Origin of the sequence: Nocardioides glacieisoli (assembly GCF_004137245.1) — a bacterium.
Classification (GTDB): Bacteria; Actinomycetota; Actinomycetes; order Propionibacteriales; family Nocardioidaceae; genus Nocardioides; species Nocardioides glacieisoli.
In genome coordinates this window covers 26,302-49,605 of sequence record NZ_SDWS01000016.1, presented here as the reverse complement: position 1 = coordinate 49,605, position 23,304 = coordinate 26,302, and the positions used below count along the sequence as shown (strand labels likewise).

Annotated in this window: 22 protein-coding genes, 1 tRNA gene and 1 rRNA gene; 13 read left to right on the top strand and 11 right to left on the bottom strand. The window is 71.6% G+C overall.

Translation table 11 applies throughout. From position 1 onward, the window contains the following. The 3 genes from rrf to EUA06_RS21700 all read left to right on the top strand — a co-directional run. Positions 1-76, top strand: a 5S ribosomal RNA gene (rrf, locus tag EUA06_RS21710); the annotation flags it as partial. A 114-nt stretch (positions 77-190) separates the two neighbouring features. Next, entirely contained in the window at positions 191-1,162 is a 972-nt protein-coding gene (locus EUA06_RS21705; protein WP_129479694.1) for a tetratricopeptide repeat protein, read from the top strand. A gap of 203 nt (positions 1,163-1,365) precedes the next feature. Then, positions 1,366-1,845, top strand: a complete 480-nt coding sequence (locus tag EUA06_RS21700; protein WP_129479707.1) for a DUF3145 domain-containing protein — start codon at positions 1,366-1,368, stop codon at positions 1,843-1,845. Between the two features lie 78 nt (positions 1,846-1,923). Here the strand turns inward: EUA06_RS21700 and EUA06_RS21695 are convergent, their stop codons facing one another. From EUA06_RS21695 to EUA06_RS21670, 6 genes are all read right to left on the bottom strand, one after another. After that, positions 1,924-3,363, bottom strand: a complete 1,440-nt coding sequence (locus EUA06_RS21695) for an acyl-CoA carboxylase subunit beta (protein ID WP_129479692.1) — start codon at positions 3,361-3,363, stop codon at positions 1,924-1,926. Next, positions 3,363-4,616: a beta-ketoacyl-[acyl-carrier-protein] synthase family protein gene (locus tag EUA06_RS21690; protein WP_207208490.1), complete on the bottom strand. Its 1,254-nt coding sequence runs from the start codon at positions 4,614-4,616 to the stop codon at positions 3,363-3,365. Before EUA06_RS21690 ends, EUA06_RS21695 begins: the two co-directional genes overlap by 1 nt. 94 nt (positions 4,617-4,710) lie before the next feature. After that, positions 4,711-4,956, bottom strand: a complete 246-nt coding sequence (locus tag EUA06_RS21685; protein WP_056599877.1) for an acyl carrier protein — start codon at positions 4,954-4,956, stop codon at positions 4,711-4,713. 78 nt (positions 4,957-5,034) lie between these two features. Continuing rightward, on the bottom strand, positions 5,035-6,048 hold the full coding sequence (locus tag EUA06_RS21680; protein WP_129479690.1) for a beta-ketoacyl-ACP synthase III: 1,014 nt from the start codon (positions 6,046-6,048) through the stop codon (positions 5,035-5,037). After that, positions 6,048-7,232, bottom strand: a complete 1,185-nt coding sequence (locus EUA06_RS21675; RefSeq protein ID WP_129479688.1) for an acyltransferase domain-containing protein — start codon at positions 7,230-7,232, stop codon at positions 6,048-6,050. The genes EUA06_RS21680 and EUA06_RS21675 overlap by 1 nt, the downstream gene beginning before the upstream one ends. 80 nt (positions 7,233-7,312) lie before the next feature. Further along, positions 7,313-8,497, bottom strand: coding sequence for a PucR family transcriptional regulator (locus EUA06_RS21670; RefSeq protein ID WP_129479686.1), 1,185 nt, complete (start codon positions 8,495-8,497; stop codon positions 7,313-7,315). Positions 8,498-8,651: 154 nt separating this feature from the next. On the opposite strand from EUA06_RS21670, the gene EUA06_RS21665 reads away from it, so the two are divergent. Next, on the top strand, positions 8,652-9,638 hold the full coding sequence (locus EUA06_RS21665) for an alpha/beta fold hydrolase (protein ID WP_242498314.1): 987 nt from the start codon (positions 8,652-8,654) through the stop codon (positions 9,636-9,638). Here the strand turns inward: EUA06_RS21665 and EUA06_RS21660 are convergent. Continuing rightward, complete coding sequence (locus EUA06_RS21660; RefSeq protein ID WP_129479684.1) at positions 9,635-10,015, bottom strand: VOC family protein; 381 nt, start codon at positions 10,013-10,015, stop codon at positions 9,635-9,637. The genes EUA06_RS21665 and EUA06_RS21660 overlap by 4 nt on opposite strands. 111 nt (positions 10,016-10,126) lie before the next feature. Between EUA06_RS21660 and EUA06_RS21655 the strand changes: the two genes are divergently transcribed. Next, a complete protein-coding gene (locus tag EUA06_RS21655) occupies positions 10,127-10,933 on the top strand; it encodes a DUF6597 domain-containing transcriptional factor (RefSeq protein ID WP_129479682.1) in 807 nt (268 codons plus the stop codon). Between the two features lie 24 nt (positions 10,934-10,957). On the opposite strand, the gene aceE is transcribed toward EUA06_RS21655, so the two are convergent. Continuing rightward, positions 10,958-13,717, bottom strand: coding sequence for a pyruvate dehydrogenase (acetyl-transferring), homodimeric type (gene aceE / locus EUA06_RS21650; protein WP_242498316.1), 2,760 nt, complete (start codon positions 13,715-13,717; stop codon positions 10,958-10,960). 290 nt (positions 13,718-14,007) lie between these two features. On the opposite strand from aceE, the gene EUA06_RS21645 reads away from it, so the two are divergent. From EUA06_RS21645 to EUA06_RS21620, 6 genes are all read left to right on the top strand, one after another. After that, positions 14,008-14,397 (top strand): DUF3052 domain-containing protein, encoded by a 390-nt coding sequence (locus tag EUA06_RS21645; protein WP_129479702.1) that lies wholly within the window; start codon positions 14,008-14,010, stop codon positions 14,395-14,397. Then, on the top strand, positions 14,394-16,073 hold the full coding sequence (locus EUA06_RS21640; protein ID WP_129479678.1) for an AMP-binding protein: 1,680 nt from the start codon (positions 14,394-14,396) through the stop codon (positions 16,071-16,073). The genes EUA06_RS21645 and EUA06_RS21640 overlap by 4 nt, the downstream gene beginning before the upstream one ends. Further along, the gene (locus EUA06_RS21635; RefSeq protein WP_129479676.1) at positions 16,070-16,543 is read left to right on the top strand and encodes a peroxiredoxin; all 474 of its coding nucleotides are present in this window, start codon (positions 16,070-16,072) and stop codon (positions 16,541-16,543) included. The genes EUA06_RS21640 and EUA06_RS21635 overlap by 4 nt, the downstream gene beginning before the upstream one ends. A gap of 191 nt (positions 16,544-16,734) precedes the next feature. After that, positions 16,735-16,809 (top strand) — tRNA-Val (locus tag EUA06_RS21630). A gap of 107 nt (positions 16,810-16,916) precedes the next feature. Then, positions 16,917-17,306, top strand: coding sequence for a hypothetical protein (locus EUA06_RS21625; protein WP_129479674.1), 390 nt, complete (start codon positions 16,917-16,919; stop codon positions 17,304-17,306). 12 nt (positions 17,307-17,318) lie between these two features. Then, a complete protein-coding gene (locus tag EUA06_RS21620) occupies positions 17,319-18,209 on the top strand; it encodes a serine/threonine-protein kinase (protein ID WP_129479672.1) in 891 nt (296 codons plus the stop codon). 22 nt (positions 18,210-18,231) lie between these two features. Here the strand turns inward: EUA06_RS21620 and EUA06_RS21615 are convergent, their stop codons facing one another. From EUA06_RS21615 to EUA06_RS21605, 3 genes are read right to left on the bottom strand one after another with little or no spacing between them, the layout of a single operon-like run. Then, positions 18,232-18,903: a response regulator transcription factor gene (locus tag EUA06_RS21615; protein WP_129479670.1), complete on the bottom strand. Its 672-nt coding sequence runs from the start codon at positions 18,901-18,903 to the stop codon at positions 18,232-18,234. Further along, positions 18,888-20,348 (bottom strand): sensor histidine kinase, encoded by a 1,461-nt coding sequence (locus EUA06_RS21610; RefSeq protein WP_242498313.1) that lies wholly within the window; start codon positions 20,346-20,348, stop codon positions 18,888-18,890. Before EUA06_RS21610 ends, EUA06_RS21615 begins: the two co-directional genes overlap by 16 nt. Next, on the bottom strand, positions 20,317-20,820 hold the full coding sequence (locus tag EUA06_RS21605) for a hypothetical protein (RefSeq protein WP_129479666.1): 504 nt from the start codon (positions 20,818-20,820) through the stop codon (positions 20,317-20,319). The genes EUA06_RS21610 and EUA06_RS21605 overlap by 32 nt, the downstream gene beginning before the upstream one ends. Positions 20,821-20,947: 127 nt before the next feature. Between EUA06_RS21605 and EUA06_RS21600 the strand changes: the two genes are divergently transcribed. Next, complete coding sequence (locus EUA06_RS21600; RefSeq protein ID WP_129479664.1) at positions 20,948-22,489, top strand: AMP-binding protein; 1,542 nt, start codon at positions 20,948-20,950, stop codon at positions 22,487-22,489. Between the two features lie 9 nt (positions 22,490-22,498). After that, positions 22,499-23,299, top strand: a complete 801-nt coding sequence (locus EUA06_RS21595) for a Nif3-like dinuclear metal center hexameric protein (RefSeq protein WP_129479662.1) — start codon at positions 22,499-22,501, stop codon at positions 23,297-23,299. The last annotated feature ends 5 nt before the right edge of the window (positions 23,300-23,304 follow it).

Here is a 23,304-nt window from a genome sequence, read left to right as displayed (position 1 = left end):
GAACCCGGAAGTTAAGCCTTTCAGCGCCGATGGTACTGCAACCGAGAGGTTGTGGGAGAGTAGGACGCCGCCGGACAATCATTGGGCAGAGGCCACCAGACATCTGGTGGCCTCTGCGTCATTTCACGCCCCGGTATGAGTACGGTGGCCCGTGGGCGGGGGCCGATACGTTGAGAAGGAGTGTGCGGCCGTGGCCGAGGACCGTCGAGGACAGCGACCAGCCCGAGGTGGCGCCAGCGCCGGACGAGGTGGCTCGTCGTCGCGCTCGAGCGACGCCCGCGGCGGATCCGGGCGCTCGTCGTCCTCGTCCGGGGACTCGCGCGGTCGCAGCAGCTCCCGCGGCGATGCTCCGCGTGGCGGTAGCAAGGATGGCGCCAAGGGTGGCTCCTCCCGTGGGGGCTACCAGGGCAAGAGCGACTCCCGCTCGCAGGACCGTGCCTTCCGTGGCCGCGCCGAGCCGAAGGTTCGTACGGCCGACCAGGCCGAGTACGACGGTCCTGAGCTGCCGGAGGACGTCACCGGCGCCGAGCTCGATCGCGGAGTGCGGGCGCAGCTCAAGGGCCTGCCCGAGAAGCTCGCTGCTCGGGTCGCGCGTCACCTGGCTGCGGCCGGCGTGCTGATCGACGAGGACCCCGAGCTGGCCTACCGCCACACCCTGGCTGCGCGCGCCCGTGCGTCGCGCCTGGCCGTCGTGCGCGAGGCGACGGGGGAGGCGGCGTACGCAGCCGGCCACTACGACGTCGCGCTCGCCGAGCTGCGCGCCGCCAAGCGGATGAACGGTGCCACCGACTACCTGCCGATCATGGCCGACTGCCACCGCGCCCTCGGCAATCCGGAGCAGGCGATCAAGCTCGCCAAGAGCCCGTCGGTGGCCAACTTCAGCACCGAGGCGAAGGCCGAGATGACCCTCGTCGAGGCTGGGGCCCGGCGCGACATGGGACAGCTCGACGCTGCCCTCCGTACGTTGGAGCTCGCGCCGTTGACCTCCAAGAGCCGCTCGGCGTGGGCGGTGCGGCTGCGTTACGCGTACGCCGACACCCTGGAGTCGGCCGGACGCGAGGCGGACGCCCTGGCGTGGTTCCACCGCACGCACGCGATCGACTCCGATGAGATCACCGATGCCGCGGAGCGCGCGGACCAGCTGGAGCGTCGCCAGTCCTGACGGCGCCCTCTCGAACGTGTCCCGCTGGCGTTCGGGCGCCTCATGGGCCACAATGGAGCCACTAATCACATACGTGTCACTCGACCACCGTTGAGCAACGACGACAGACCGCTGGGGAAGGCGCATCTGGAGCGTCGGAACTCAAGGAGGTCGTGGTGACCACACGCATTGCTTCCCGCCCGGACGGTCCGGGGACGCGGGGCATTCTGTACGTGCACTCTGCTCCCTCCGCACTCTGCCCGCACATCGAGTGGGCCGTGGGCGGAGTGCTCGGGGTCGCCGTCTCGCTCGACTGGACGCCGCAGCCTGCCCAGCCGGGGTCCTACCGCGCCGAGCTGTCGTGGACCGGCACGGCCGGGACCGCTGCCGCCGTCGCATCGGCGCTGCGCGGGTGGAACCACCTCCGCTTCGAGATCACCGAGGAGCCGACGAGCTCGACGGAGGGCACGCGCTTCTCGTGCACGCCCGACCTCGGCATCTTCCACGCCATCACCGGACCGCACGGCGACATCCTCATCCCCGAGGACCGGCTCAAGGCCGCGGTCGTGAAGTCCGCGTTGGGCGACACCACGCTCCTCAACGAAATCGACGCGCTCCTCGGCAAGCCGTGGGACGACGAGCTCGAGACCTTCCGGCATGCGGGTGAGGGCGCACCGGTGCGCTGGCTGCACCAGGTCGTCTGAGACGACAGCCGTCCAGGGGTTGCGGCGACGCAGCCGGAAGGTCTCGGTGACGGTCACGGGCCCGCTCGGGCCGTGGGGTCAGAGCGGGATGTTGCCGTGGCGCCCACGGCGTACGCCGACCGTGTCGATCTCGTGCCGCATCGCGGCAGCGATCGCGCTGCGGGTGCGGCCGGGCTCGACCACCTCGTCGACGACGCCGATCTCGACGGCCTTGTCGACCCCGCCGGCGATGCGCTCGTGCTCCGCGGCGAGCTCGGCCTCGACCTGCGGCCGGATCTCGGGGGAGACCTCGGCCAGCTTGCGGCGGTGGAGCACGCGGATCGCGGCCACGGCGCCCATCACGGCGACCTCCGCGCCCGGCCAGGCGAACACCTTGGTGGCGCCGAGCGAGCGGGCGTTCATCGCGATGTAGGCGCCGCCGTAGGTCTTGCGGGTCACCAGGGTCACCCGTGGCACGACGCACTCACCGAAGGCGTGCAGGAGCTTGGCGCCGCGTCGGACGACGCCGTCCCACTCCTGGCCGACGCCGGGGAGGTAGCCGGGCACGTCGACGATGACGACGAGGGGTACGCCGAACGCGTCGCACATGCGCACGAACCGCGAGGCCTTCTCGGCCGAGAGCGAGTCGAGGCACCCGCCGAGACGCAGCGGATTGTTGGCGACGACGCCGACCGTGCGGCCGCCGAAGCGGCCGAGGGCAGTGACGATGTTGGGGGCCCAGCGGGCGTGGATCTCCTGCATGGTGCCCTCGTCGAGCAGGCCCTCCACGAGCGGGTGCACGTCGTAGGCGCGCTTCTTGGACTCCGGGAGCAGCTCGCTGAGCTCGCGGTCCTCGACCTCGTCCGCGGCCAGGCTGCCCTGCGCGCCGAGGAGGGAGGCGACCGTGCGGGCCTTGTCGAGCGCCTCGCGCTCGGAGTCGGTGAGGATGTGCACCACGCCGGAGCGCCGGCCGTGCGGCTCGGGGCCGCCGAGGCGCAGCATGTCGACGTCCTCCCCGGTGACGGAGCGGACGACGTCGGGACCGGTGACGAAGATCCGGCCCTCGGGGCCGAGGATGACGACGTCGGTCAGCGCCGGCCCGTACGCCGCCCCGCCGGCGGCCGGGCCGAGGACGACGGAGATCTGCGGGATCACGCCGGAGGCCTGCGTCATGACTTGGAAGATCCGGCCGACAGCGTGGAGGGACAGCACGCCCTCGGCGAGCCGTGCGCCGCCGGAGTGCCACAACCCGATGATCGGGACGTTGTCGGTGATCGCGCGGTGGTAGGCGTCGACGACGACGCGGCAGCCCACGTCGCCCATCGCGCCGCCCATGACGGTCGCGTCGGAGCAGAAGGCGACGACCTGGGTGCCGTCGACGCGGCCGACCGCGGCGAGCATGCCGGAGTCGTCGTCGGCGGTGATCAGCTCGAGCGTGCCCTCGTCGAGGAGCGCGGTGAGGCGGTGGACCGGGTTGCGCGGGTCCTCCTCGCGGGGCAGCTTGGCGGGCTTGGCTGCGGGAGCGGCGGTCGTCGTCATCAGATGGATCCGAACGCCACGGCGACGTTGGCGCCACCGAAGCCGAAGGAGTTGTTGAGGGCGACGATGTCACCGTCGGGCAGGTCACGCCTCGACGTCGGGATGTCGAGGTCGACCTCGGGGTCCTTGTCGTCGAGGTTGATCGTCGGGGGACTGACCCGGTCGTGCAGTGCCATGACCGTGGCGACCGCCTCGAGGGCGCCGGCGCCGCCGAGCAGGTGGCCGGTCATCGACTTGGTGCTGGTGACCACGCAGCGGTCGACGTGCTCGCCGAGGACGGCGTGGAGCATCAGGCCCTCTGCGATGTCGCCCTTCGGCGTCGAGGTGGCGTGGGCGTTGACGTGGACGACGGTGGCCGGGTCGACGTCACCCTCGCGGAGCGCCATCTTGATGGCGCGCGTGCCGCCGCGACCCTCGGGGTCGGGCTGGGCGATGTCGTGGGCGTCGTTGCTGATGCCGGCGCCGCGCACCTCGGCGTAGATCTTGGCGCCGCGGGCACGGGCGTGCTCCTCGGACTCGAGGATCAGCACGGCGCCGCCCTCGCCGAGGACGAAGCCGTCACGGCCGGTGTCCCAGGGGCGCGACACCGACGCCGGGTCGCGGCCGTCGTCGCCGCTCGCGGTCTTGGAGAGCGCCATCATGTTGGCGAAGGCGGCCATCGGGAGCGGGTGGATCGCGGCCTCGGTGCCGCCGGCGATGACGACGTCGGCGCGGCCGAGGCGGATCAGGTCGATGGCCATCGCGATGGCCTCGTTGCCGGAGGCGCAGGCCGACGTGGGCGCGTGGACCGCCGCGCGGGCGCCGTACTTGAGGCTGACGTTGGCGGCCGGGGCGTTGGGCATGAGCATCGGCACGGCGAGCGGGGACACCCGGCGGGCGCCCTTCTCGAGCAGCGTGTCGTAGTTGGCGAGCAGCGTGGTGACGCCGCCGATGCCGGAGGCGACCGCGACGCCGAGTCGCTCGGGCTCGAGCCCGGAGCCCTCGAGCCCGGAGTCGGCCCAGGCCTGGTCGGCGGCGACCATCGCGAACTGGGTGGATCGGTCCCACCGTCGGGCCTTGACGCGCTCGAGCACCTCGGACGGCTCGACCGCGACGCGGCCGCCGATCCGCACCGGGAGGGTGTCGACCCAGTCGTCGTCGAGGTAGCCGACGCCGGACGTGCCGGCCAGCATGGCCTGCCACGTCGAGGCGACGTCCCCACCGACGGGTGAGGTGGCGCCGAGGCCGGTGACGACTACGCGGGTCGAGGGCATCAGATGGGGTTCCGTTCCGTGCGGGAGTGAGGCGGGAGTTCCTGGGTCACGGGGGCCGGGCTGGACGCCGGCCACCCGTGACGTGGGGGGAGCGTCAGCCCTGCGAGCGCTCGATGAAGGCGACGGCGTCGCCGACGGTCTTGAGGTTCTTGACCTCGTCGTCGGGGATGGTCACGCCGAACTTCTCCTCGGCGGCCACGACGACCTCGACCATGGAGAGCGAGTCGACGTCGAGGTCGTCCACGAAGGACTTGTCCAGCTGGACGTCGTCGGCGTCGACGCCGGCCACCTCGTTGACGATGTCGGCGAGGTCAGCACGGATTTCTTCGGTGGTGGCCATGGGGCCTTCCCTTCTTTCGGTGGTGGTGCTTCTTGGCTGGTGGAAAACTCAGGTGGAGCAGGTGGATCGGGTGGTGCGTCAGGGGACGGTGACGACCTGGGCGGCGTACGCCAGTCCGGCACCGAAGGCGATGAGCAGGGCCGTGTCGCCGCTGCGGGCCTCGCCCTCGAGCATCATCCGGTCGAGCGCGAGGGGCACGGAGGCGGCCGAGGTGTTGCCCTGGTCGGCGACGTCACGGGCGATGCGCACCGACGCGGGCAGCTTCATCGAGCGCGCCATCGCGTCGATGATGCGCATGTTGGCCTGGTGGGGCACGAAGACGTCGAGCTCGTCGAGGGACACCCCGGCGGCGTCGAGCGCCTGCTGGCCGATCTTGGCCATAGCGAACGAGGCCCAGCGGAACACCGGGTTGCCCTGCATGGTCAGGTGCGGCATCACGCCGGAGCCGGGCTGGGTCTCGGTGCCCACCACGTCGCGCCAGTCCTCGCGCTGCCGGATCAGGTCGAACTGCTCGCCGTCGGAGCCCCAGACGACCGGGCCGATGCCGGGGGTGTCGCTGGGTCCGACGACGGCGGCGCCGGCACCGTCCGCGAAGATGAAGGCGGTGCCGCGGTCGGTGAGGTCGAGGATGTCGGTGAGGCGTTCGACGCCGATGACCAGGACGTGCCGGGCGCTGCCGGCGCGGACCATGTCGGAGGCCATCGCGATGCCGTGGCAGAAGCCCGCGCAGGCGGCGGAGATGTCGAAGGCGGCGGCGCCGTCGGTGCCGAGCTCGTGGGCGATGGCGGTGGCCACCGCAGGGGTCTGGAGCAGGTGGCTCACGGTGGCGACGAGGACGCAGTCGATCTCGCCGACCTCGAGGCCGGCACGCTCGATGGCGATGCGCGACGCCTCGACCGACATCATCTGCACGGACTCCTCGGGTCCGGCCCAGCGACGCGTCTTGATGCCCGAGCGCTGCTGGATCCACTCGTCGCTAGAGGCGATCGCGTCGACGACCTCGGAGTTGGGGACCAGGCGGGTGGGGCGGTAGGAGCCCATGCCCATGATGCGCGTGTGCGGGGCGCCCGTCGTCGCGGTGATCGGCGCCATCAGTTCGTGCCCTCGGGGTGGAGGCGGAGGAGGGGCTGGCCGGGGGAGACCAGGTCGCCGTCCTCGACGAGCCACTCGACGACGGACCCGCCGTGGGGCGCGGTGATGTCGGTGCGGTCGCGCAGGCTGGCGACGGCGCCGATGGTGGCCCCGGGGACCAGGAGGTCGTGCTCCAGGGCCTCGGACGCGAGGTGGAACGTGCCCTTGGCGGGAGACACGATCATCCGCCAGGTCGGGGTGGTCTCGATCTGCGAGGCCTCGCCGTGCTTGTCGCAGAACTCGCGGGCGGCGTCGAGCTGGTCGGGCGTCTTGAGCGCGAAGGTCTCGACGCCCTTGAGCTGGCGCTTGGCGATGCCGGTGAGGGTGCCGGCGGGCGGCATCTCGAGGATGCCGGTGACGCCGAGGTCGCTCATCGTCTCCATGCAGAGGTCCCAGCGGACCGGGTTGGCGATCTGGCCGACCATGCGGCGCAGCACGTCGCGCCCGTCGTGGACGACCTGGCCGTCGCGGTTGGAGATCAGCGGGGTGCGCGGGTCGTGGGTGGAGACCGAGCGCGCCAGCGAGGCGAGCCGCTCGACCGCAGGCGCCATGTGGGCGGTGTGGAACGCGCCGGCGACGCTCAGCGGCATCAGCCGCGCCTTGGCCGGCCCGTCCTCGGCGAACGCCGCGAGCTGCTCCATCGTGCCCGCGGCGACGAGCTGACCAGCACCGTTGTCGTTGGCGGGAGTGAGGCCGTGGCGCTCGATCACCGCGAGCACCTCCTCGCGGTCCCCGCCGAGCACCGCGGTCATGCCGGTCGCGGTGGTCGCGGCGGCGTCGGCCATCGCGTTGCCGCGCTCGCGCACCAGCACCATCGCCTGCTCGGCAGTGATGACACGGGCACCCGCGGCGGCGGTGAGCTCGCCGACGCTGTGGCCGGCGACCGCGCCGATGCGCGCGAACGCGTCGGCGGGGTGCGGGAAGAGGTCGAGCGCCGCGACCAGGCCGGTTGCGACCAGCAGCGGCTGGGCGATCTTGGTGTCGCGGATGGTGTCCGCGTCGGCCTCGGTGCCGAAGTGGGCCAGGTCGATGCCGGCGACGGTGGCCAGCCAGTCGAACCGGGCGGCGAAGACGGGGTCCTCCAGCCAGGGCGTGAGGAAGCCGGGGGTCTGGGCCCCCTGGCCGGGAGCGACGATGACGAGCACGAACCCCACTCTGCCGGGTCCGCGGGTGGCGGCGCGGGTCCGACGCCGACGAAACTCACCCGCGAATCCTTGTAGGGTTCCTACAATTCCGTCCGGCCCGACTGACGCCCTAGGATCAGCGCCAGCTGGAGGGCGAAGGCCTCGCGCGGGCGCGTCGGCGACCAGCCCGTGACGTCGGCGATCTGACGCAGGCGGTAGCGCACGGTGTTGGGGTGCACGAAGAGCGCACGCGCCGTGCCCTCGATCGAGGCGCCGTGCTCGAACCAGGCGCCCAAGGTCTCCAGCAGGGCGCCGCGGGTCGCCACGAGCGGCAGGTAGACGTCGTCGACCAGGTGGCGCCGCGCGTGGCCGTCGCCGGCCAGCGCGCGCTCGGGCAGGAGGTCGCGGCTCTCGACCGGTCGCGGGGCGTCCGGCCAGCCGCTCGCCGCGCGGTGCGCCGAGAGGGCGGCTCGTGCCGAGGCGCTGGCGTGGGCGAGGTCGGCGGTCACGGGGCCGACGACGACCGGACCGTCCCCGAAGTGGTCGAGCAACCGGGTCGCCGCCTTGAGCGGGTCGGTGACGCCGCCGAGCAGGACGACCAGGCGGTCGCCCTGCGTGGCGCACAGCGCGTCCATGTCGCCGGCGCGCGCCGAACGGCGTACGGACTCGAAGACGTCGAGCTCCGCGCGGTGGGGAGGCGTGGCGCCCAGCACCACGGCCACGTCGCCGTGGGCGCCCCAGCCGAGGGCGCTCGCGCGGGAGAGCACGGTCTCGTCGGCCTCGGACCGGACGACCGCGTCCACGACGAGCGCCTCGAGGCGCGCGTCCCAGGCGCCGCGGGACTCCGCGGCCCGGGCGTAGACCGCGGCGGTCGCGAAGGCGACCTCGCGGGCGTAGAGGAGGACGGCGTCGTGCACCTCGCGCAGGTCCTCGGGGTCGAGGATCGCGTCGATGTTGCTCTCGACGACCCGGATGCTGAGCCGCACCAGCTCGACGGTCTGCTGGAGCGAGATCACGCCCGTCAGCTCGCGTGGGGCGGCCCCGAAGACCACGACGTCCAGCGGGTGGTGGACCGCTGCGTCGCCCTGCGCGCCGGCCTCGACGTCGTACCACTCCACGAAGCCGCGGATGCCGGCCTGCACGATGAGGCCGACCCAGGAGCGGTCCTCCGCGCTGAGGTCGTCGAACCACGGCAGGTCGGTGGCCATCCGCGCGGTCGCCGCGGTGCTGAGCTGCCCCGACGAGCTGCGCAGGGCCTCGGCTGAACGGCGACGGGAGGCGGGCATGGACCGAGCGTAGTGCTCCGCCGTGCGTAGTGGGATTCCCACGAACGGGCGGGAGGGCGCGACGAGGTCACGACTTCGCATCGTCGCGGGGCGCGACCACCACCCGCGCCGACCCTCTGGTTGAATCCGGGACCTGTCCGTCCCAGGAGGTCGTGTGCCCCGTCGCAGCAGCCCGCACGTCGAGCACGTCGTCGTGCACGGCCACCGACGCGCCTACGTCCGCAGGGGGTCCGGCCCGGCCCTCCTGCTGCTCCACGGCCTCGGGTGCGACCACACGACCTGGGCGCCGGTGATGGAGTCGCTCGCGCGCACCCACACCGTCATCGCCCCCGACCTGCTCGGGCACGGCGAGTCGGACAAGCCCCGGGCGGACTACAGCCTCGGCGGCTACGCCAACGGGATGCGCGACCTGCTGACCGTGCTGGGCATCGACCGGGTCACCGTCGTCGGCCACAGCTTCGGGGGAGGGGTGGCGATGCAGTTCGCCTACCAGTTCCCCGAGCGTGCCGAGCGGCTGGTGCTCGTGTCGTCCGGCGGCCTCGGCCCCGAGGTCAGCCCGGCGATCCGTGCCATCACGACTCCCGGCTTCCACCAGGCGATGTCGGTGCTGGCGGCGCCGGGCCTGCGCCACGTGACGACCGCCGCGATGCGGCTGCTCGCGTCCACCGGCGTGAGCCAGCTGCGCGACCTCGACGAGGTCGCCGACATCTACGACTCGTTCAAGGACCCGCGCAAGCGTGCCGCCATCGCCCACGTCGTCCGGGCGGTGGTCGACTGGAAGGGCCAGATCGTCACCATGGCCGACCGGGCGTACCTCACGGAGGCGATGCCGATGTGCGTCGTGTGGGGGGCCGAGGACCAGGTCATCCCGGTCACCCACGCCAGCAACGCGAGCGCCCTGGCGCCCACGGCGCGCATCGAGGTGCTGCCCAACGCGGGCCACTTCCCGCACAAGGACCACCCCGAGCGCTTCGCCAAGATCGTGCGCGACTTCATCCGCTCGACCGAGCCGAGCCACCACGACCGGGAGCGCTGGCGCGAGCTGCTCGACGAGGGAGCGTCGGTGTCGCCCATCCAGGCGCAGGCCGGCTCGTCGCCGCTCACCCCGGTGCACTCCGTACGACGCGCAGCGGGCGCCTAGCCCCAGTTGGCCGCGTCGGTCAGGCAGAACGGGTGGCCGGCGGGGTCGATGACGACGACCCAGGTCTCGCCGGGCTGCGGGTCCGCCAGCGTCGCGCCGAGCTCGACCGCGCGCCTGGCCATCGCCTCGACGTCGTCGACCGCGAGGTCGAGGTGGAACTGCTTGCGGCCGTCGTCGGGCCACGACGGGGGCCGAAGGTCGTCGGTCCTGCCCAGGCCGAGGGCGGGGCTGCCGTCGGGACCGGTGAGCATCGCGTAGTCGTCGGTGCTGGCCGCGACCTCCCAGCCGAGCAGGGCGGACCAGAAGTCGGCGGAGGGCTTCACCTCGGCGACGTCCAGGGTCACCATCGCGATCCGGGCGGTCGGCTGGTCGGTCATCTCGTCTCCTCGTGCGTCGGTCTGTGTGGCCTCCAGTCTCGCGCCGTTGGCAGGGCTGCGGCTTGGACAAAGGCGACAGGACTGTCCGAGCCCCGGCCTAGGGTGACGTTCGTGCCCTCCCGATCCGGCCGTGTGCAGGCGGCGGTGCTCCGCCCGCGCGCGGCGGAGCAGCTGATCGACCTCGGTCGCATCGAGCCGCCCGCCGACCTCGCCGACCTCGTGGACTACTTCTGGTGGGTGCGCTGGGACACGCCCGAGCCGCACGAGCAGGAGGTCGTGCCGCGGCCGGTGGTGCACGTGTCGGCCGAGGTCGTCGCGGGGGAGCCGCGCCTGCTCGTCACCGGGATCCAGTCCCGGATGTTCCGGCGGCGACTGGAGGGCACCGGCCGGACCGTCGCCGCGGGCTTCCGTCCCGCAGGGTTCCGGCCGTTCCTGCGGGGCGACGTGGGGGAGCTCGAGGGCCGTGAGGTCCCGGTGGCCGACCTGCTCGGCCTCGACGATCGCCCGGTGGCGGACGAGGTGCTCGCGTGCGAGCGGCCGGAGGACGGGGCTGCCGTGCTCGCCCGCTGGCTGCGCGGGCTGGACCCGGAGCCCGACCCCCTCGTCGAGGACCTGGCGACCCTGGTCGAGCGGGCGGAGGAGGACACCGACCTCGTCCGCGCCGAGCAGCTCGCCGAGATCGCGGGCGTCAGCCTGCGCACCCTGCAGCGGCGCTTCCACGCCTACGTCGGCATCGGTCCGAAGTGGGTCGTGCAGCGCTTCCGGCTGCTCGACGTGACCTCGGCAGCGCACGGCGATGTCGACGTGGACTGGGCCGGGCTGGCGGTGCGGCTCGGGTATGCCGACCAGCCGCACCTGATCCGGGCCTTCACGCAGCTGGTGGGCCACCCTCCCGCGACCTACAGACGAGAGGGATGACCCACCAGAGAGTGGTGCGTGGGACTACGCGTCCCCGCCCTCCTGCTTGATGTCCTTGGTCGCGGTCGGGTCGTCGATCTTGTAGCGCTCGGACGCCTCGATGACCTTCGCCACGTCGATCTCGCCGGCGTCGGCCAGGGCCTGGAGGGCCTGGACGACGACGCTGACGGCGTCGATGTGGAAGAAGCGACGCGCGGCCGGACGGGTGTCGGCGAAGCCGAAGCCGTCGGCACCGAGGACGCGGTAGTCCTGCGGCACCCAGCGCGCGATCTGCAGCGGGACGGCCCGCATGTAGTCGGAGACCGCGACGACGGGTCCGGGGGCGCCGGCGAGCTTGTCGCTGACGTAGGCCGTCCGCTTCTCCTCGCCGGGGTTGAGCAGGTTCCACTGCTCGGCCGCGGCGCCGTCACGAGCGAGCTCGTTCCACGACGTCACCGACCAGAGGTCCGACTGCACGCCCCAGTCCTCGGCGAGGATCCTGGCCGCCTCGTCGATCCACGGGTAGCCGACACCGGAGGCCATCAGCTGGACCCGCGGGCCCTCGCCCTCGGCGGTCGAGACCTGGTGGATGCCCCTGAGGATGCCCTCGCGGTCGACGTCGGACGGCTCGGCCGGCATCGAGACGGGCTCGTTGTAGACCGTGAGGTAGTAGATGACGTTCTCGCCGTCACCGTCGGGGCCGCCCGTGCCGTACATCCGCTCGAGGCCGTCCTGCATGATGTGGCTGATCTCGTAGGAGAACGCCGGGTCGTAGTGCACGATCGCCGGGTTGGTCGCCGCGAGGAGCGGCGAGTGGCCGTCGGCGTGCTGCAGGCCCTCGCCGGTGAGGGTCGTGCGACCCGCGGTGGCACCGATCAGGAAGCCGCGCGCGAGCTGGTCGGCCATGGCCCAGATCGAGTCGCCCGTGCGCTGGAAGCCGAACATCGAGTAGAAGATGTAGAACGGGATCATGTGCTCGCCGTGCGTGGTGTACGCCGACCCCGCAGCGGTCGCCGACGCCATCGCGCCCGCCTCGGAGATGCCCTCGTGGAGCATCTGGCCCTGCGCGGACTCCTTGTAGGAGAGCAGCATCTTGCGGTCGACCGACTCGTACTGCTGGCCGCCGGGGTTGTAGACCTTGGCGCTCGGGAACATCGAGTCCATGCCGAAGGTGCGGTACTCGTCGGGAGCGATCGGCACCAGGCGGTCGCCGATCTCCGGGTCCTTCATCCAGTCGCGGAGCAGGCGGACGACGGCCATCGTGGTGGCGAACTTGTTCTTGCCCGAGCCCTGCTTGAGCTCGGAGTAGACCTCGTCGCCCGGCAGCTTGAGCGCGGTGGCGCGGTTGACCCGGCGCGGCACCGAGCCGCCGAGGGCCTTGCGGCGCTCGAGCATGTACTCGATCTCGGGGGAGTCGGCGCCCGGGTGGAAGAACGGCGCACCGCCGGTCTTCTCGTAGGACTCCTCGAGGTCGCGGTCGCTGATGGGCAGGTAGAGCCGGTCGCGGAACTTCTTGAGGTCCGGGAGGGTCAGCTTCTTCATCTGGTGGGTGGCGTTCTTGCCCTCCAGCGCGTCGATCGTCCAGCCCTTGATGGTGTGGGCGAGGATCACGGTCGGCTGACCGGTGTGCTTGGTCGCGGCGTCGAAGGCGGCGTACACCTTGCGGTAGTCGTGACCGCCGCGCGGCAGCTTCTCGATCTGCGAGTCCGACATGTGCTCGACCATCTTGCGCAGGCGCGGGTCGCTGCCGAAGAAGTGCTCGCGCACGTAGGCGCCGTCCTCGGTCGAGTAGGTCTGGAACTGCCCGTCGGGCGTGGAGTTCATCCGGTTGACCAGGACGCCGTCGACGTCACGGGCCAGCAGGGCGTCCCACTCGCGACCCCACACGACCTTGATGACGTTCCACCCGGCGCCGCGGAAGTTGGACTCCAGCTCCTGGATGATCTTGCCGTTGCCGGTGACCGGGCCGTCGAGCTGCTGCAGGTTGCAGTTGATGATCCAGGTGAGGTTGTCGAGCTCCTCGCGCGCCGCGACGCGGATCGCGCCCAGCGACTCGGGCTCGGCCATCTCGCCGTCGCCCATGAAGGCCCACACGCGCTGCTGGTCGGTGTCCTTGATGCCGCGGTTGTCGAGGTAACGGTTGAACCGGGCCTGGTAGATCGAGTTGATGGCGGTCAGGCCCATCGAGACGGTCGGGAACTCCCAGAAGTCCGGCATCAGGCGCGGGTGGGGGTACGACGGCAGCCCGGCGCCCTTGCCGTGCTGGACCTCCTGGCGGAAGCGGTAGAGCTGCTGCTCGCTGAGGCGGCCTTCGAGGAACGCGCGGGCGTAGACACCCGGCGAGCCGTGGCCCTGGATGAAGATCTGGTCGCCGCCGACGCTGCCGTCGGCGGTCTCGGCGTCCTTGCCGCGGAAGAAGTGGTTGAAGCCGACCTCGTAGAGGCTGGCCGACGACTGGTAGGTGGCGATGTGGCCGCCGACCTCGAGGCCCTTGCGGTTGGCCGAGGACACCATCACCGCGGCGTTCCAGCGGATGAACGCACGGATGCGGCGCTCGGTCTCCTCGTCACCGGGGAACCACGGCTCGCGCTCCGGCGGGATGGTGTTGATGTAGTCGGTGGAGCGCAGGGCGGGGACGCCGACCTGCTTCTCGCGGGCGCGCTCCAGCAGGCGCAGCATCACGTAGCGCGCCCGGTCGCGGCCGCGGTCGTCGAGCATCGCGTCGAAGGACGCGAGCCACTCCTGCGTCTCGTCGGGGTCGATGTCGGGCAGCTGGGTCGGAAGGCCCTCATGGATCACCGACACCTTGGCCGGGGCCTGGTCGGGCGTGGAGGTTGAGGGCTTCTCTGCGTCACTCACAGGCTCATCGTGTCACGCACGTCGGCGCCACGAAATCTACCCATCGGTAGTCCTGTGGAGCGTGCGTCGAGGACCTCGTCGGCGTCTCACCGCGGCCCACCTGACGGGGCCGGGGTTGCGGCTCATCCGGTGTTCGGGTGGACTATGGGGCACCTCAGCGGGAAAACCGCCGAGGACCTGGACATGGGAGGCACTGCGTGAGCTCGACGGTGGGCGATTCCGCCCAGGCGACCAGCATGGGGGACCGGCTGGGTCTCAAGCCCGGCATGGTCGTGCAGGAACTCGGCTGGGACGAGGACACCGACGACGAGCTGCGCGTCGCGATCGAGGACGTCATCGACGCCGACATGGTCGACGGCGACTACGGCAACGTGGTCGACGCGGTGCTGCTCTGGTGGCGCGACGGCGACGGCGACCTGGTCGACGGCCTGGTCGACGCGCTGACGGACCTCGTCGGCGGCGGCTCGATCTGGCTGCTGACGCCGAAGGTCGGCCGCCCCGGGACCGTCGACGCTGCCGACGTCTCCGAGGCCGCGCCGATCGCCGGTCTCTCGCAGACCACGACCGCGTCCGTCAGCAAGGACTGGCAGGCCACGCGCCTGGTCGCTCCGAAGACACCCGCGTGACCCCAGCTCGCAGCTCGGCGGCCCGCGAGGTCGCCGCGAAGGCGGTCGGCACCCTGTCCGGCATCGGTACGACCGTGCGCGTGCTCGGTGGCGCCGGTGTCATCCGCCCCTACGGCCCGCGGACCCTGGCCAACATCGGCCTCGTCGTCGCCCGCTGGGGCACCGGTCCCGCCGGCGGCTTCGCCACCCTCGCGGCCCGATCGCCCCACCAGGTGGGGATCGTCGACGAGCTCGGCGAGCTCACCTGGGGCGAGCTGCACCGCCGCTCGAACTCGCTGGCCCGCGCCCTCGCCGAGCGAGGGGTCAAGGAGGGCGACTCGGTCGCGGTGATGTGCCGCAACCACCGCGGGTTCGTCGACGCCTCCATCGCGGTCGCCAAGCTCGGCGCCGACATCCTCTACCTCAACACCGCGTTCGCCGGGCCCCAGCTCGTCGACGTGCTCGAGCGTGAGGCCCCGAGCCTCGTCGTGCACGACGAGGAGTTCACCGGCCTGCTCGCCGGCGCGCACGTCGAGAAGCGCCTCCTCGCCTGGACCGACGGCGACGCCGCGCCCGACGGGCTCGAGACGCTCGAGCAGCTGGTGACGGCATACGACGAGGGCGACCTGCAGCCGCCCGACCGCCATGCCCGCATCGTGATCCTCACCAGTGGGACCACCGGCACGCCGAAGGGCGCGCCGCGCAAGGAGGCGGGCATCGACGCCGCCGTCTCGCTGCTGTCCCGGATGCCGCTGCGCGCCGGCTGGCGCACCCACATCGCGGCACCGCTCTTCCACACGTGGGGCTTCGCGCACCTGGCGCTGGCGATGCTGCTCGGCTCGACCGTCGTGCTGCGGCGCAGCTTCGACCCGGCGACCGCCCTGCGCACCGCGCAGGAGGAGCGCTGCCAGTCGATGGTCGTGATCCCGGTGATGCTGCAGCGGATGCTCGCGCTCGACCCCGAGGTGCTCGACGGCATCGACCTCAGCCGCGTCGAGGTCGTCGCGTCGTCCGGGTCGGCCCTGCCGGCGACGCTGGCCGAGGCGTGGATGGACCGCTTCGGCGACAACCTCTACAACATCTACGGCTCGACCGAGGTCGCCTACGCGTCGATCGCGACGCCCGAGGACCTGCGCGCCGACCCGACGTCAGCGGGCAAGCCCCCCTACGGCACGGTCGTGAAGATCCTCGGCGAGGACGGCACCGAGCTGCCGCAGGGGGAGACCGGCCGGATCTTCGTCGGCAACGGGCTGCTCTTCGAGGGCTACACGAGCGGCGACTCCAAGGAGAGCATCGACGGCCTGATGTCGTCGGGCGACGTCGGCTACTACGACGAAGCCGGTCGGCTCCACGTCGCCGGTCGCGACGACGACATGATCGTCTCCGGTGGGGAGAACGTGTTCCCGCAGGAGGTCGAGGACTGCCTCGTCGCGCACGAGCACGTGCACGAGGTCGCCGCCATCGGCGTGAAGGACGACGACTACGGCCAGCGGTTGCGCGCCTTCGTGGTGCGCTCCGGCGAGGTGAGCGAGGACGACCTCCGCGAGCACGTCAAGGCGCACCTCGCCCGCTTCAAGGTGCCGCGCGACATCGTGTTCCTCGACGAGCTGCCCCGCAACGCGACCGGCAAGGTGCTCAAGCGCGACCTGGCCGAGGTCTCCCAGGACTCGGGCGGCTCCGACGGGGAGCAGGGGTGAGGCGCGAGGGGCTGTGCATCGGTGACGAGGCCCCCGACTTCACGCTGCGCGACCAGTTCGGGCAGGACGTCCGGCTCAGTGACTTCCGCGGCCGCAAGGCCGTCGCGCTGATGTTCTACCCCTTCGCCTTCACCGGCGTGTGCACCGGCGAGCTGTCGGGGGTGCGCGACCGGCTCGACGAGTTCCTCACCTTCGACACCGAGGTGCTCGCGCTGTCCTGCGACCCGGTCTACGCGCTGCGGTCCTTCGCGGAGGCGGAGGGGCTCAACTTCCCGCTGCTCTCCGACTTCTGGCCGCACGGCGCGGTCGCCTCGGCCTACGAGGTGTTCGACCAGGTGAAGGGTGCCCCGCGGCGGTCGTCGTACGTCGTGGACCGGGACGGCCGGCTGACCTGGTCGGTGCACAACGCGAACCCCGACGGGCGCGACCTCGACGAGCACCTGCGCGAGCTCCACGCGGCCGTTGCGTGAGCGTGAACGGGTTGCTGGTCTAGACCGATCCGAGGGGATTTCACGTTTCGGATGCCGGGTTTGGGCACTGGTGTAATCTTCTTCTTGTTGAGCCGCTGGTGACCCGAGACGCCAGCGGCTCGACTCATTTCTTCGCAGGGCGCGTGCGGTTTCCGTGCCCGAGCCGGGCTCCCGTAGTCTGTGCCGTTCCCGCGTCGGTAGCTCAGCGGTAGAGCACTCGGTTTACACCCGAGCGGTCGGCGGTTCGAAACCGTCCCGACGCACCAGTCCTCGTGCATGAGAGCCCTCTCATCGACGCCTCACGCGTGGCTCACGCCGGCGCAGCACTCTTCTTCTCACCGGGCCGCCACGGCCCCTGACGAGAGGAACCATGATGAGGAAGCTTCTTCCCACTGCACTGCTGAGCATCGCCGGGATGGCCGTCATCGGCCTGGTCGGGATGTCGGCCCCCGTGGTCGCCTCGTCCGCCGACGAGGCCGCCAAGCGCGAGGACGACGCCCCGTCGCTCGTCCTGGTCGCGGACGACGACGACGACGACACCAACGATGACGACGATGACGACACCACGAACAGCCCGTCGTACAGCAACCAGAGCCGCGACACCAACGACAACACCAACAGTGCCGTGACGGGCGTGAGCCGGGATCGCGACAACAGCCGGGGCGACAAGACCCGCGACTGGACCCGCGACGGCGGCGACCGCACGCGCGACAAGTCGGCGAACCAGACCAACGACCGCAGCCGCAACGACACCCGCGGCTGACAGGAGCACGAGATGAGCACGCGAGACGACGGCTGGCACCTCGCCGAGGGCGAGGAGCTCGCCCCCGGGTTGAGCGCCATGAAGCGCCTCGGCGGCGGCGCCGCCTACGAGGCCTGGCTCTGCTTCGACGAGGTGACGTGGTCACCCGTCGTCGTCAAGGTGCTCCGTCCCTCGCAGCTCGAGGACGAGTCCTCCCGGCGCGGACTGCGCCGGGAGGTGCTCGCCCTCGCGACCGTCAACCACCCCGTCGTGGTCCGCGGTCTGCGCGACGGGCAGGACGGCGACCGTCCGCACGTCGTGCTGGAGCACATCGACGGACCGCGTCTCTCCAGCCTGATCCGTCGCTACGGCCGGCTGCAGGAGCAGCAGTACCTGCCGCTCGCGATCGACGTCGCGTCCGCCCTGCACTACCTGCGCCACATCGGCTGGACGCACCTCGACATCAAGCCCAGCAACGTCATCATGGGCGCCCCGGCGCGGCTGATCGACCTCTCGGTCGCCCGGCTCGAGGAGGACGCCCGACGGCTGCGCTACCCGATCGGCACCGACGCCTACATGGCGCCCGAGCAGTGCGATCCCACCGGCCCGGGGGAGCAGGTGCCGTCCTTCGCCTCCGACGTGTGGGGCCTCGGCGCGACGCTCTTCCACGCCGTCGCCGGGCACCGCCCGTTCGAGCACGGCGACCGCGACGCGGACGACGTACGACTCCGCTTCCCGCAGCTCGCGGTGGATCCCGCCCCGCTGCCCGACGGCGTGCCTGCGGCGGTCGTCGACGTGATCCACGCCTGCCTCCAGCGCGACCCGGACCGGCGGCCGCTGCCGCACGAGGTCGCCGAGGCGCTCGAGCCCGTGCTCGCCGGCATGCCGCGCGGGTCGCTCGCCGGCTTCAAGATCCGGGGCTAGCAAGATCCGCGGCTGACGCCGATCAGGGGTTGAGCCGGTAGCCGACGCCGCGGACGGTCGAGATGGCCGTCCCGCCGAGCTTGCGACGGAGGTAGCCGACGTAGACGTCGACGACGTTGGAGCCCGGATCGAAGTCGTAGCCCCAGACCAGGTCGAGCAGCTGCTCCCTGGTCAGCACCTGGCCGGGGTTGAGCAGGAAGATCTCGGCCAGGGCGAACTCGCGGGCCGAGAGCTCGACGTCCCCGCTCGGGCCGCTGATGTGGCGCGTCCGGCGGTCCAGGCGCAGCGACCCGACGACCAGCACGTCGCCGGAGGCAGGGGCGTCGGCCGGGACGAGGCTCCGCAACCGGAGCCGGATGCGCGCCATCAGCTCGGCGAACCGGAAGGGCTTGGCCATGTAGTCGTCCGCGCCGCTGTCGAGCGCTGCCACGGTGTCGGTGACCGAGTCTCGCGCCGTCAGGATGATCACCGGCATCCGGCTGCCCTGGGAGCGGAGCTGGTCGAGGACCTCGAAGCCGTCCATGCCGGGCAGGCCGATGTCGAGCACCATCAGGTCGAAGCGACCGGACAGGGCTTCGTCCAGGCCGCCGGGGCCGTCGTGGACCGTCGTCGGCTGGTGCCCCTCGGCGCGCAGGCCCTTGGCGATGAAGGCAGCGATGCGCTGCTCGTCCTCGACGATCAGGATCTGGGCCACGAGGTCTCCTTGAAGGGGTGAGTGGGGATGGTGAGCTCGACGCGGGCGCCGCGGGGCTGGGCGTCGTGGATCGCGACCGTCCCGCCGTGGGCGTCGAGGATGGCGTGGACGATCGAGAGACCGAGGCCGAAGCCCTCGTCCCCGGGGCGCACGCGGCTGCGACCGAAGCGCTGCAGCACCGTCTCGCGATCGGCCGGGTCGATGCCGTCGCCGGTGTCGCGCACCCAGAGGCGTACGTCGTTGGCGGTCCGGGCGGACCCGATGGCGATCTCGGCACCGGGGTCGGTGTGCTTGACGGCGTTGTCGGCGAGCTGGAGCAGGGCCTGTGTGATGCGCTGCTCGTCGAGCGAGGCCGTGCCCGTGGCGATCCCGTCGAGGGTCCAGTCCCGGTCGCCCAGACCGCGGGCCTTGGCGAGCACGGTCTGGGTCAGGGTCTCCAGGTCGACCTCGGCGGGAACCAGGAAGTCCGGCCGCCTGCTCTTCGCGAGCAGCATCAGGTCGCCGACCAGACGAGTCATCCGGTCGACCTCCTCGAGCAGCAGCTCCTGGGTCTCTGCCCGCTCGGCGGGGTCGTCCTGGTCGAGCAGCTCGAGGTGGCCGCGGACAACCGTGAGCGGGGTGCGCAGCTCGTGGCCGGCGTCGTCGAGGAACTGGCGTTGCGCGGCGAAGCCGCTGTCGAGCCGCTCGAGCATCCCGTTGATGGTGCGGGTGAGGGCGCTGATGTCGTCGTTGCCGCGCTCGGGGATGCGTTGCGAGAGATCGGTGGTCGTGATCTCCCGCGCGGTCTCCTCCAGCGTGCGCAGCGGCGCCAGGAGGCGACCGGACTGGAACGCAGCGATCGTCGTGATCAGGCCGAGCGACAGCAACGCGATGAGGGTGTAGGTCCCCATCGTCCGGTTGAGCTCGTCGTGCTCGTCGGCGAGGAAGTTGACGATGACCAGGGACCCCTGGCCCTGCCCGTTGCGCACGGGCACCAGCGTCACCCAGACCTCCCCGAAGGTCGCGGAGTCGAGGATGCTCGTGCCGCCGTCGTCGGCGCGCTCGTCGAGGACGCGGAGGTAGGCCGGCTCGTCGAGGAACTCCTGGCCGTAGCGGTTCAGGGTGCGGATGGTGCGTTCCCCCTGGACGTACCCCACGAGCATCTCGTCGTCGTCGGGCACGTTGCGGGTCAGGAACACCTTCAGGATCCGTCGTACGTCGTCGAACTCCCGGCCGTCCCGCGGGTCGCGCCTCAGGTTGCGGAATTCCGCGATCTCCTGGGTGATCTGGGACTCGACGGCGCGCTGGATGCGGGAGGACTCCAGGGCGTAGACCAGCAGTCCGGCCCCGGTCATCGCCGCGGTGGTGAGCAGGGCGATGACGACCGTGATGCGGGTCCGGACCGAGACCTGGGCGAGGCGACGACGAGCACCGTCAGTCGTCCCCGTCGTCGGTCTCGTCGCCATCGTCGTCCCCGTCGTCGGTCTCGTCGTCGTCCTCGTCGTCGTCATCCTCCCCGATGGGGGTGGGCTGCGGTGTCACGACGATCGCATCGTCGTCCCGGTCACCGCCGCCGCCTCCTCCGCCTCCACTACCGCCTCCACTGCCGCCGCGGGTCCCGCCGTCGTCATCGTCGTCGTCGTCGTCGCGCGGGGTGGTCGTGGGCGGGGTCGTCGGGACGGGTGTCGGGGTCGATGCCTCGGGGCTCTGGGTGGTCCGCGGCTCGGCCTGACCGGTTCGGCCGCTGCCGTTGCCTTCGCCCCGCTTCTTCTCACGGGTGGTGTCCTCCTCGCCCGCCGGCGCGTCGCGCAGGATCACCGGGGTCTGCCGGCCGGGGTCGGGCGACCCCGCGCCGGAGCCGACCAGGGAGCCGGCGACGTAGGCGGCGAGCGGGATCACCAGCGCCACGGCCAGCAAGGCCTTCCACAGCGGAGTCATGCCGCTCAGCGTGCGCGTGCTTCGTGGAGCAGGCGTGAGAGGAGCATGAGAGCTTTCTCATCCGGGGCTCGGGAAAGTCCGTTCGCACCATCGTTCGACCAACCCTCTGCGTGCCAGAGTGGCTCGCATGATCGTCCCCTTCAGCGTCTCCGACTTCATCGAGCGCGCCGCAGCGGTCTACGGCGACCGGATCGGCGTCACCGACGAGCCCGACCAGCCCGCAGCCCCCCTGGGCTCGGACGGGCGGCTCACCTACTCCGAGATGTACGACCTCGCCCAGCGCCAGGCTGCGCGGCTCGACGAGATGGGCATGGAGGTCGGCGACCGGGTCGCCGTGCTCAGCCACAACTCCGCCCGCCTGCTGACGTCGTTCTTCGGCGTCTGCGGCTCCGGCCGGGTGCTGGTGCCGATCAACTTCCGGCTCCGGCCCGACGAGATCGCCTACATCGTGGCCCACTCGGGCGCGCGGGTGCTCTACGTCGACCCTGAGCTCGTCGAGTCGGTGAAGGGCATCGACGTCGAGCAGACCTACGTGCTGGGCGAGGACGAGTCGATGTTCGCCGCCCCCGGCACCGAGCCGCGCGCGTGGGAGCCGGACGAGAACGCGACGGCGACGATCAACTACACCTCGGGCACGACCGCGCGGCCCAAGGGCGTGCAGCTGACCCACCGCAACCTCTGGACCAACGCGGTGACCTTCGGCCTCCACGCCGGCGTCACCGACCGCGACGTCTACCTCCACACGTTGCCGATGTTCCACGCCAACGGCTGGGGGATGCCGTTCGCGATGACCGGGCTCGGCGTGCCGCAGGTCGTGCTGCGCAAGGTCGACGGCGCCGAGATCCTGCGTCGCGTCGAGCAGCACGGCGTCACGGTCATGTGTGCTGCGCCGGCCGTCGCCGCGGCGGTGCTCGAGGCCGCTCAGGACTGGGAGGGCGAGATCCCCGGGCGCGACCGGGTGCGGATCATCATGGCCGGGGCGCCGCCGCCGACGAAGACCGTCGTGCGGGTGGAGGAGGAGCTCGGCTGGGAGTTCATGCAGATCTACGGCCTCACCGAGACCTCGCCGCTCCTCACCGTGAACCGCTCACGCTCGGAGTGGGACGACGACATGGCGGAGGAGAAGGCCCGCAAGCTCACGCGGGCCGGCGCGCCTGCGATCGGCGTACGGCTGCAGGTGGACGAGCACGGTGAGGTGCTGGCGAGGTCCAACGTCATCCTCGACGGCTACTGGGAGCGCCCCGACGAGACCGGTGCGGCATTGCGCGACGGGTGGTTCCACACCGGCGACGGCGGCGTGATCGGCGACGACGGCTACCTCACGATCAGCGACCGCAAGAAGGACGTGATCATCACCGGCGGCGAGAACGTCTCCTCGATCGAGGTCGAGGACGTGCTCTTCTCGCACCCCGCGGTGGCCGAGGTCGCGGTCATCGGCGTGCCGAGCGAGAAGTGGGGCGAGACGATCAAGGCGCTCGTCGTGCTGGCGGAGGGACAGCAGGCCGACGAGGCCGAGCTCATCCGGTGGTGCAAGGACAAGGCCGCCGGCTACAAGGCGCCGACGTCGATCGAGTTCCGCGACGAGCTGGCGCGGACGGCGACGGGGAAGCTGCAGAAGTTCAAGCTGCGCCAGCCCTACTGGGAGGGGCAGGACCGCCAGGTCAACTAGCCTCCCCGCATGCCTTCCCTCGACGACGTCGTCTCGCTCCTGCACGAGTGGTACCCGCCGCAGACCGCGATGGACTTCGACGCCGTCGGGCTGGTGGCGGGTGAGCCGGACGCCGAGGTCGGCAAGGTCATGTTCGCCGTCGACCCGACCCTCGAGGTCGCCCGGGAGGCCGTCGAGTGGGGTGCCGACCTGCTCGTCGTGCACCACCCGCTCTACCTCACCCCGGTGAGCTCGGTCGCGGCGACGACGCCGAAGGGGCGCACGCTGCACACGCTGACCTCCGGCGGCTGCGCGCTGCTGACCGCCCACACCAACGCCGACCAGGCGGTGTCCGGCGTCTCGGAGTCGTTGGCGTACGCCCTCGGCCTGCGCGACCTAGCACCGATCCTCCCGTCGTCGCCCGGGTCCCCGACGGGTCAGGGCAGGGTCGGCACGGTCGACGAGACGACGCTCGGCGCCTTTGCCGCGGTCGTCGCGGACGCACTGCCGACGACCGCGCACGGCATACGCGTCGCGGGGGAGTCCGACCGGCCGGTGCGGCGGGTCGCGGTGTGCGGCGGGGCGGGCGACTTCCTGCTCGACGGCCTGGTCGGCGAGGACGTCGACGTCTTCGTCACGAGCGACCTGCGGCACCACCGGGCCGGGGAGTTCCTCGAGCACGGGGGAGCGGCGCTGGTGGACGTGGCGCACTGGGCGGCGGAGTGGACGTGGCTCCCGGTGGTGGAGGGTCGGCTGCGCGAAGCGTTGGGCGATAGGGTCGAGACCCGGGTCAGCACGCTGTGCACCGACCCGTGGACGTTCCGTCACTGAACCCC

Bases quoted from the DNA above. Each gene is read 5' to 3' on its own strand.
- EUA06_RS21595 (WP_129479662.1), top strand. From the start codon at position 22,499: ATGCCTTCCCTCGACGACGTCGTCTCGCTCCTGCACGAGTGGTACCCG.
- EUA06_RS21645 (WP_129479702.1), top strand. From the start codon at position 14,008: ATGGGGGACCGGCTGGGTCTCAAGCCCGGCATGGTCGTGCAGGAACTC.
- EUA06_RS21605 (WP_129479666.1), bottom strand. From the start codon at position 20,820: ATGACTCCGCTGTGGAAGGCCTTGCTGGCCGTGGCGCTGGTGATCCCG.
- EUA06_RS21680 (WP_129479690.1), bottom strand. From the start codon at position 6,048: ATGGCGCCGATCACCGCGACGACGGGCGCCCCGCACACGCGCATCATG.
- EUA06_RS21660 (WP_129479684.1), bottom strand. From the start codon at position 10,015: ATGACCGACCAGCCGACCGCCCGGATCGCGATGGTGACCCTGGACGTC.
- EUA06_RS21690 (WP_207208490.1), bottom strand. From the start codon at position 4,616: ATGCCCTCGACCCGCGTAGTCGTCACCGGCCTCGGCGCCACCTCACCC.
- EUA06_RS21685 (WP_056599877.1), bottom strand. From the start codon at position 4,956: ATGGCCACCACCGAAGAAATCCGTGCTGACCTCGCCGACATCGTCAAC.
- EUA06_RS21695 (WP_129479692.1), bottom strand. From the start codon at position 3,363: ATGACGACGACCGCCGCTCCCGCAGCCAAGCCCGCCAAGCTGCCCCGC.
- EUA06_RS21620 (WP_129479672.1), top strand. From the start codon at position 17,319: ATGAGCACGCGAGACGACGGCTGGCACCTCGCCGAGGGCGAGGAGCTC.
- EUA06_RS21610 (WP_242498313.1), bottom strand. From the start codon at position 20,348: ATGGCGACGAGACCGACGACGGGGACGACTGACGGTGCTCGTCGTCGC.
- EUA06_RS21600 (WP_129479664.1), top strand. From the start codon at position 20,948: ATGATCGTCCCCTTCAGCGTCTCCGACTTCATCGAGCGCGCCGCAGCG.
- EUA06_RS21670 (WP_129479686.1), bottom strand. From the start codon at position 8,497: ATGCCCGCCTCCCGTCGCCGTTCAGCCGAGGCCCTGCGCAGCTCGTCG.
- EUA06_RS21625 (WP_129479674.1), top strand. From the start codon at position 16,917: ATGAGGAAGCTTCTTCCCACTGCACTGCTGAGCATCGCCGGGATGGCC.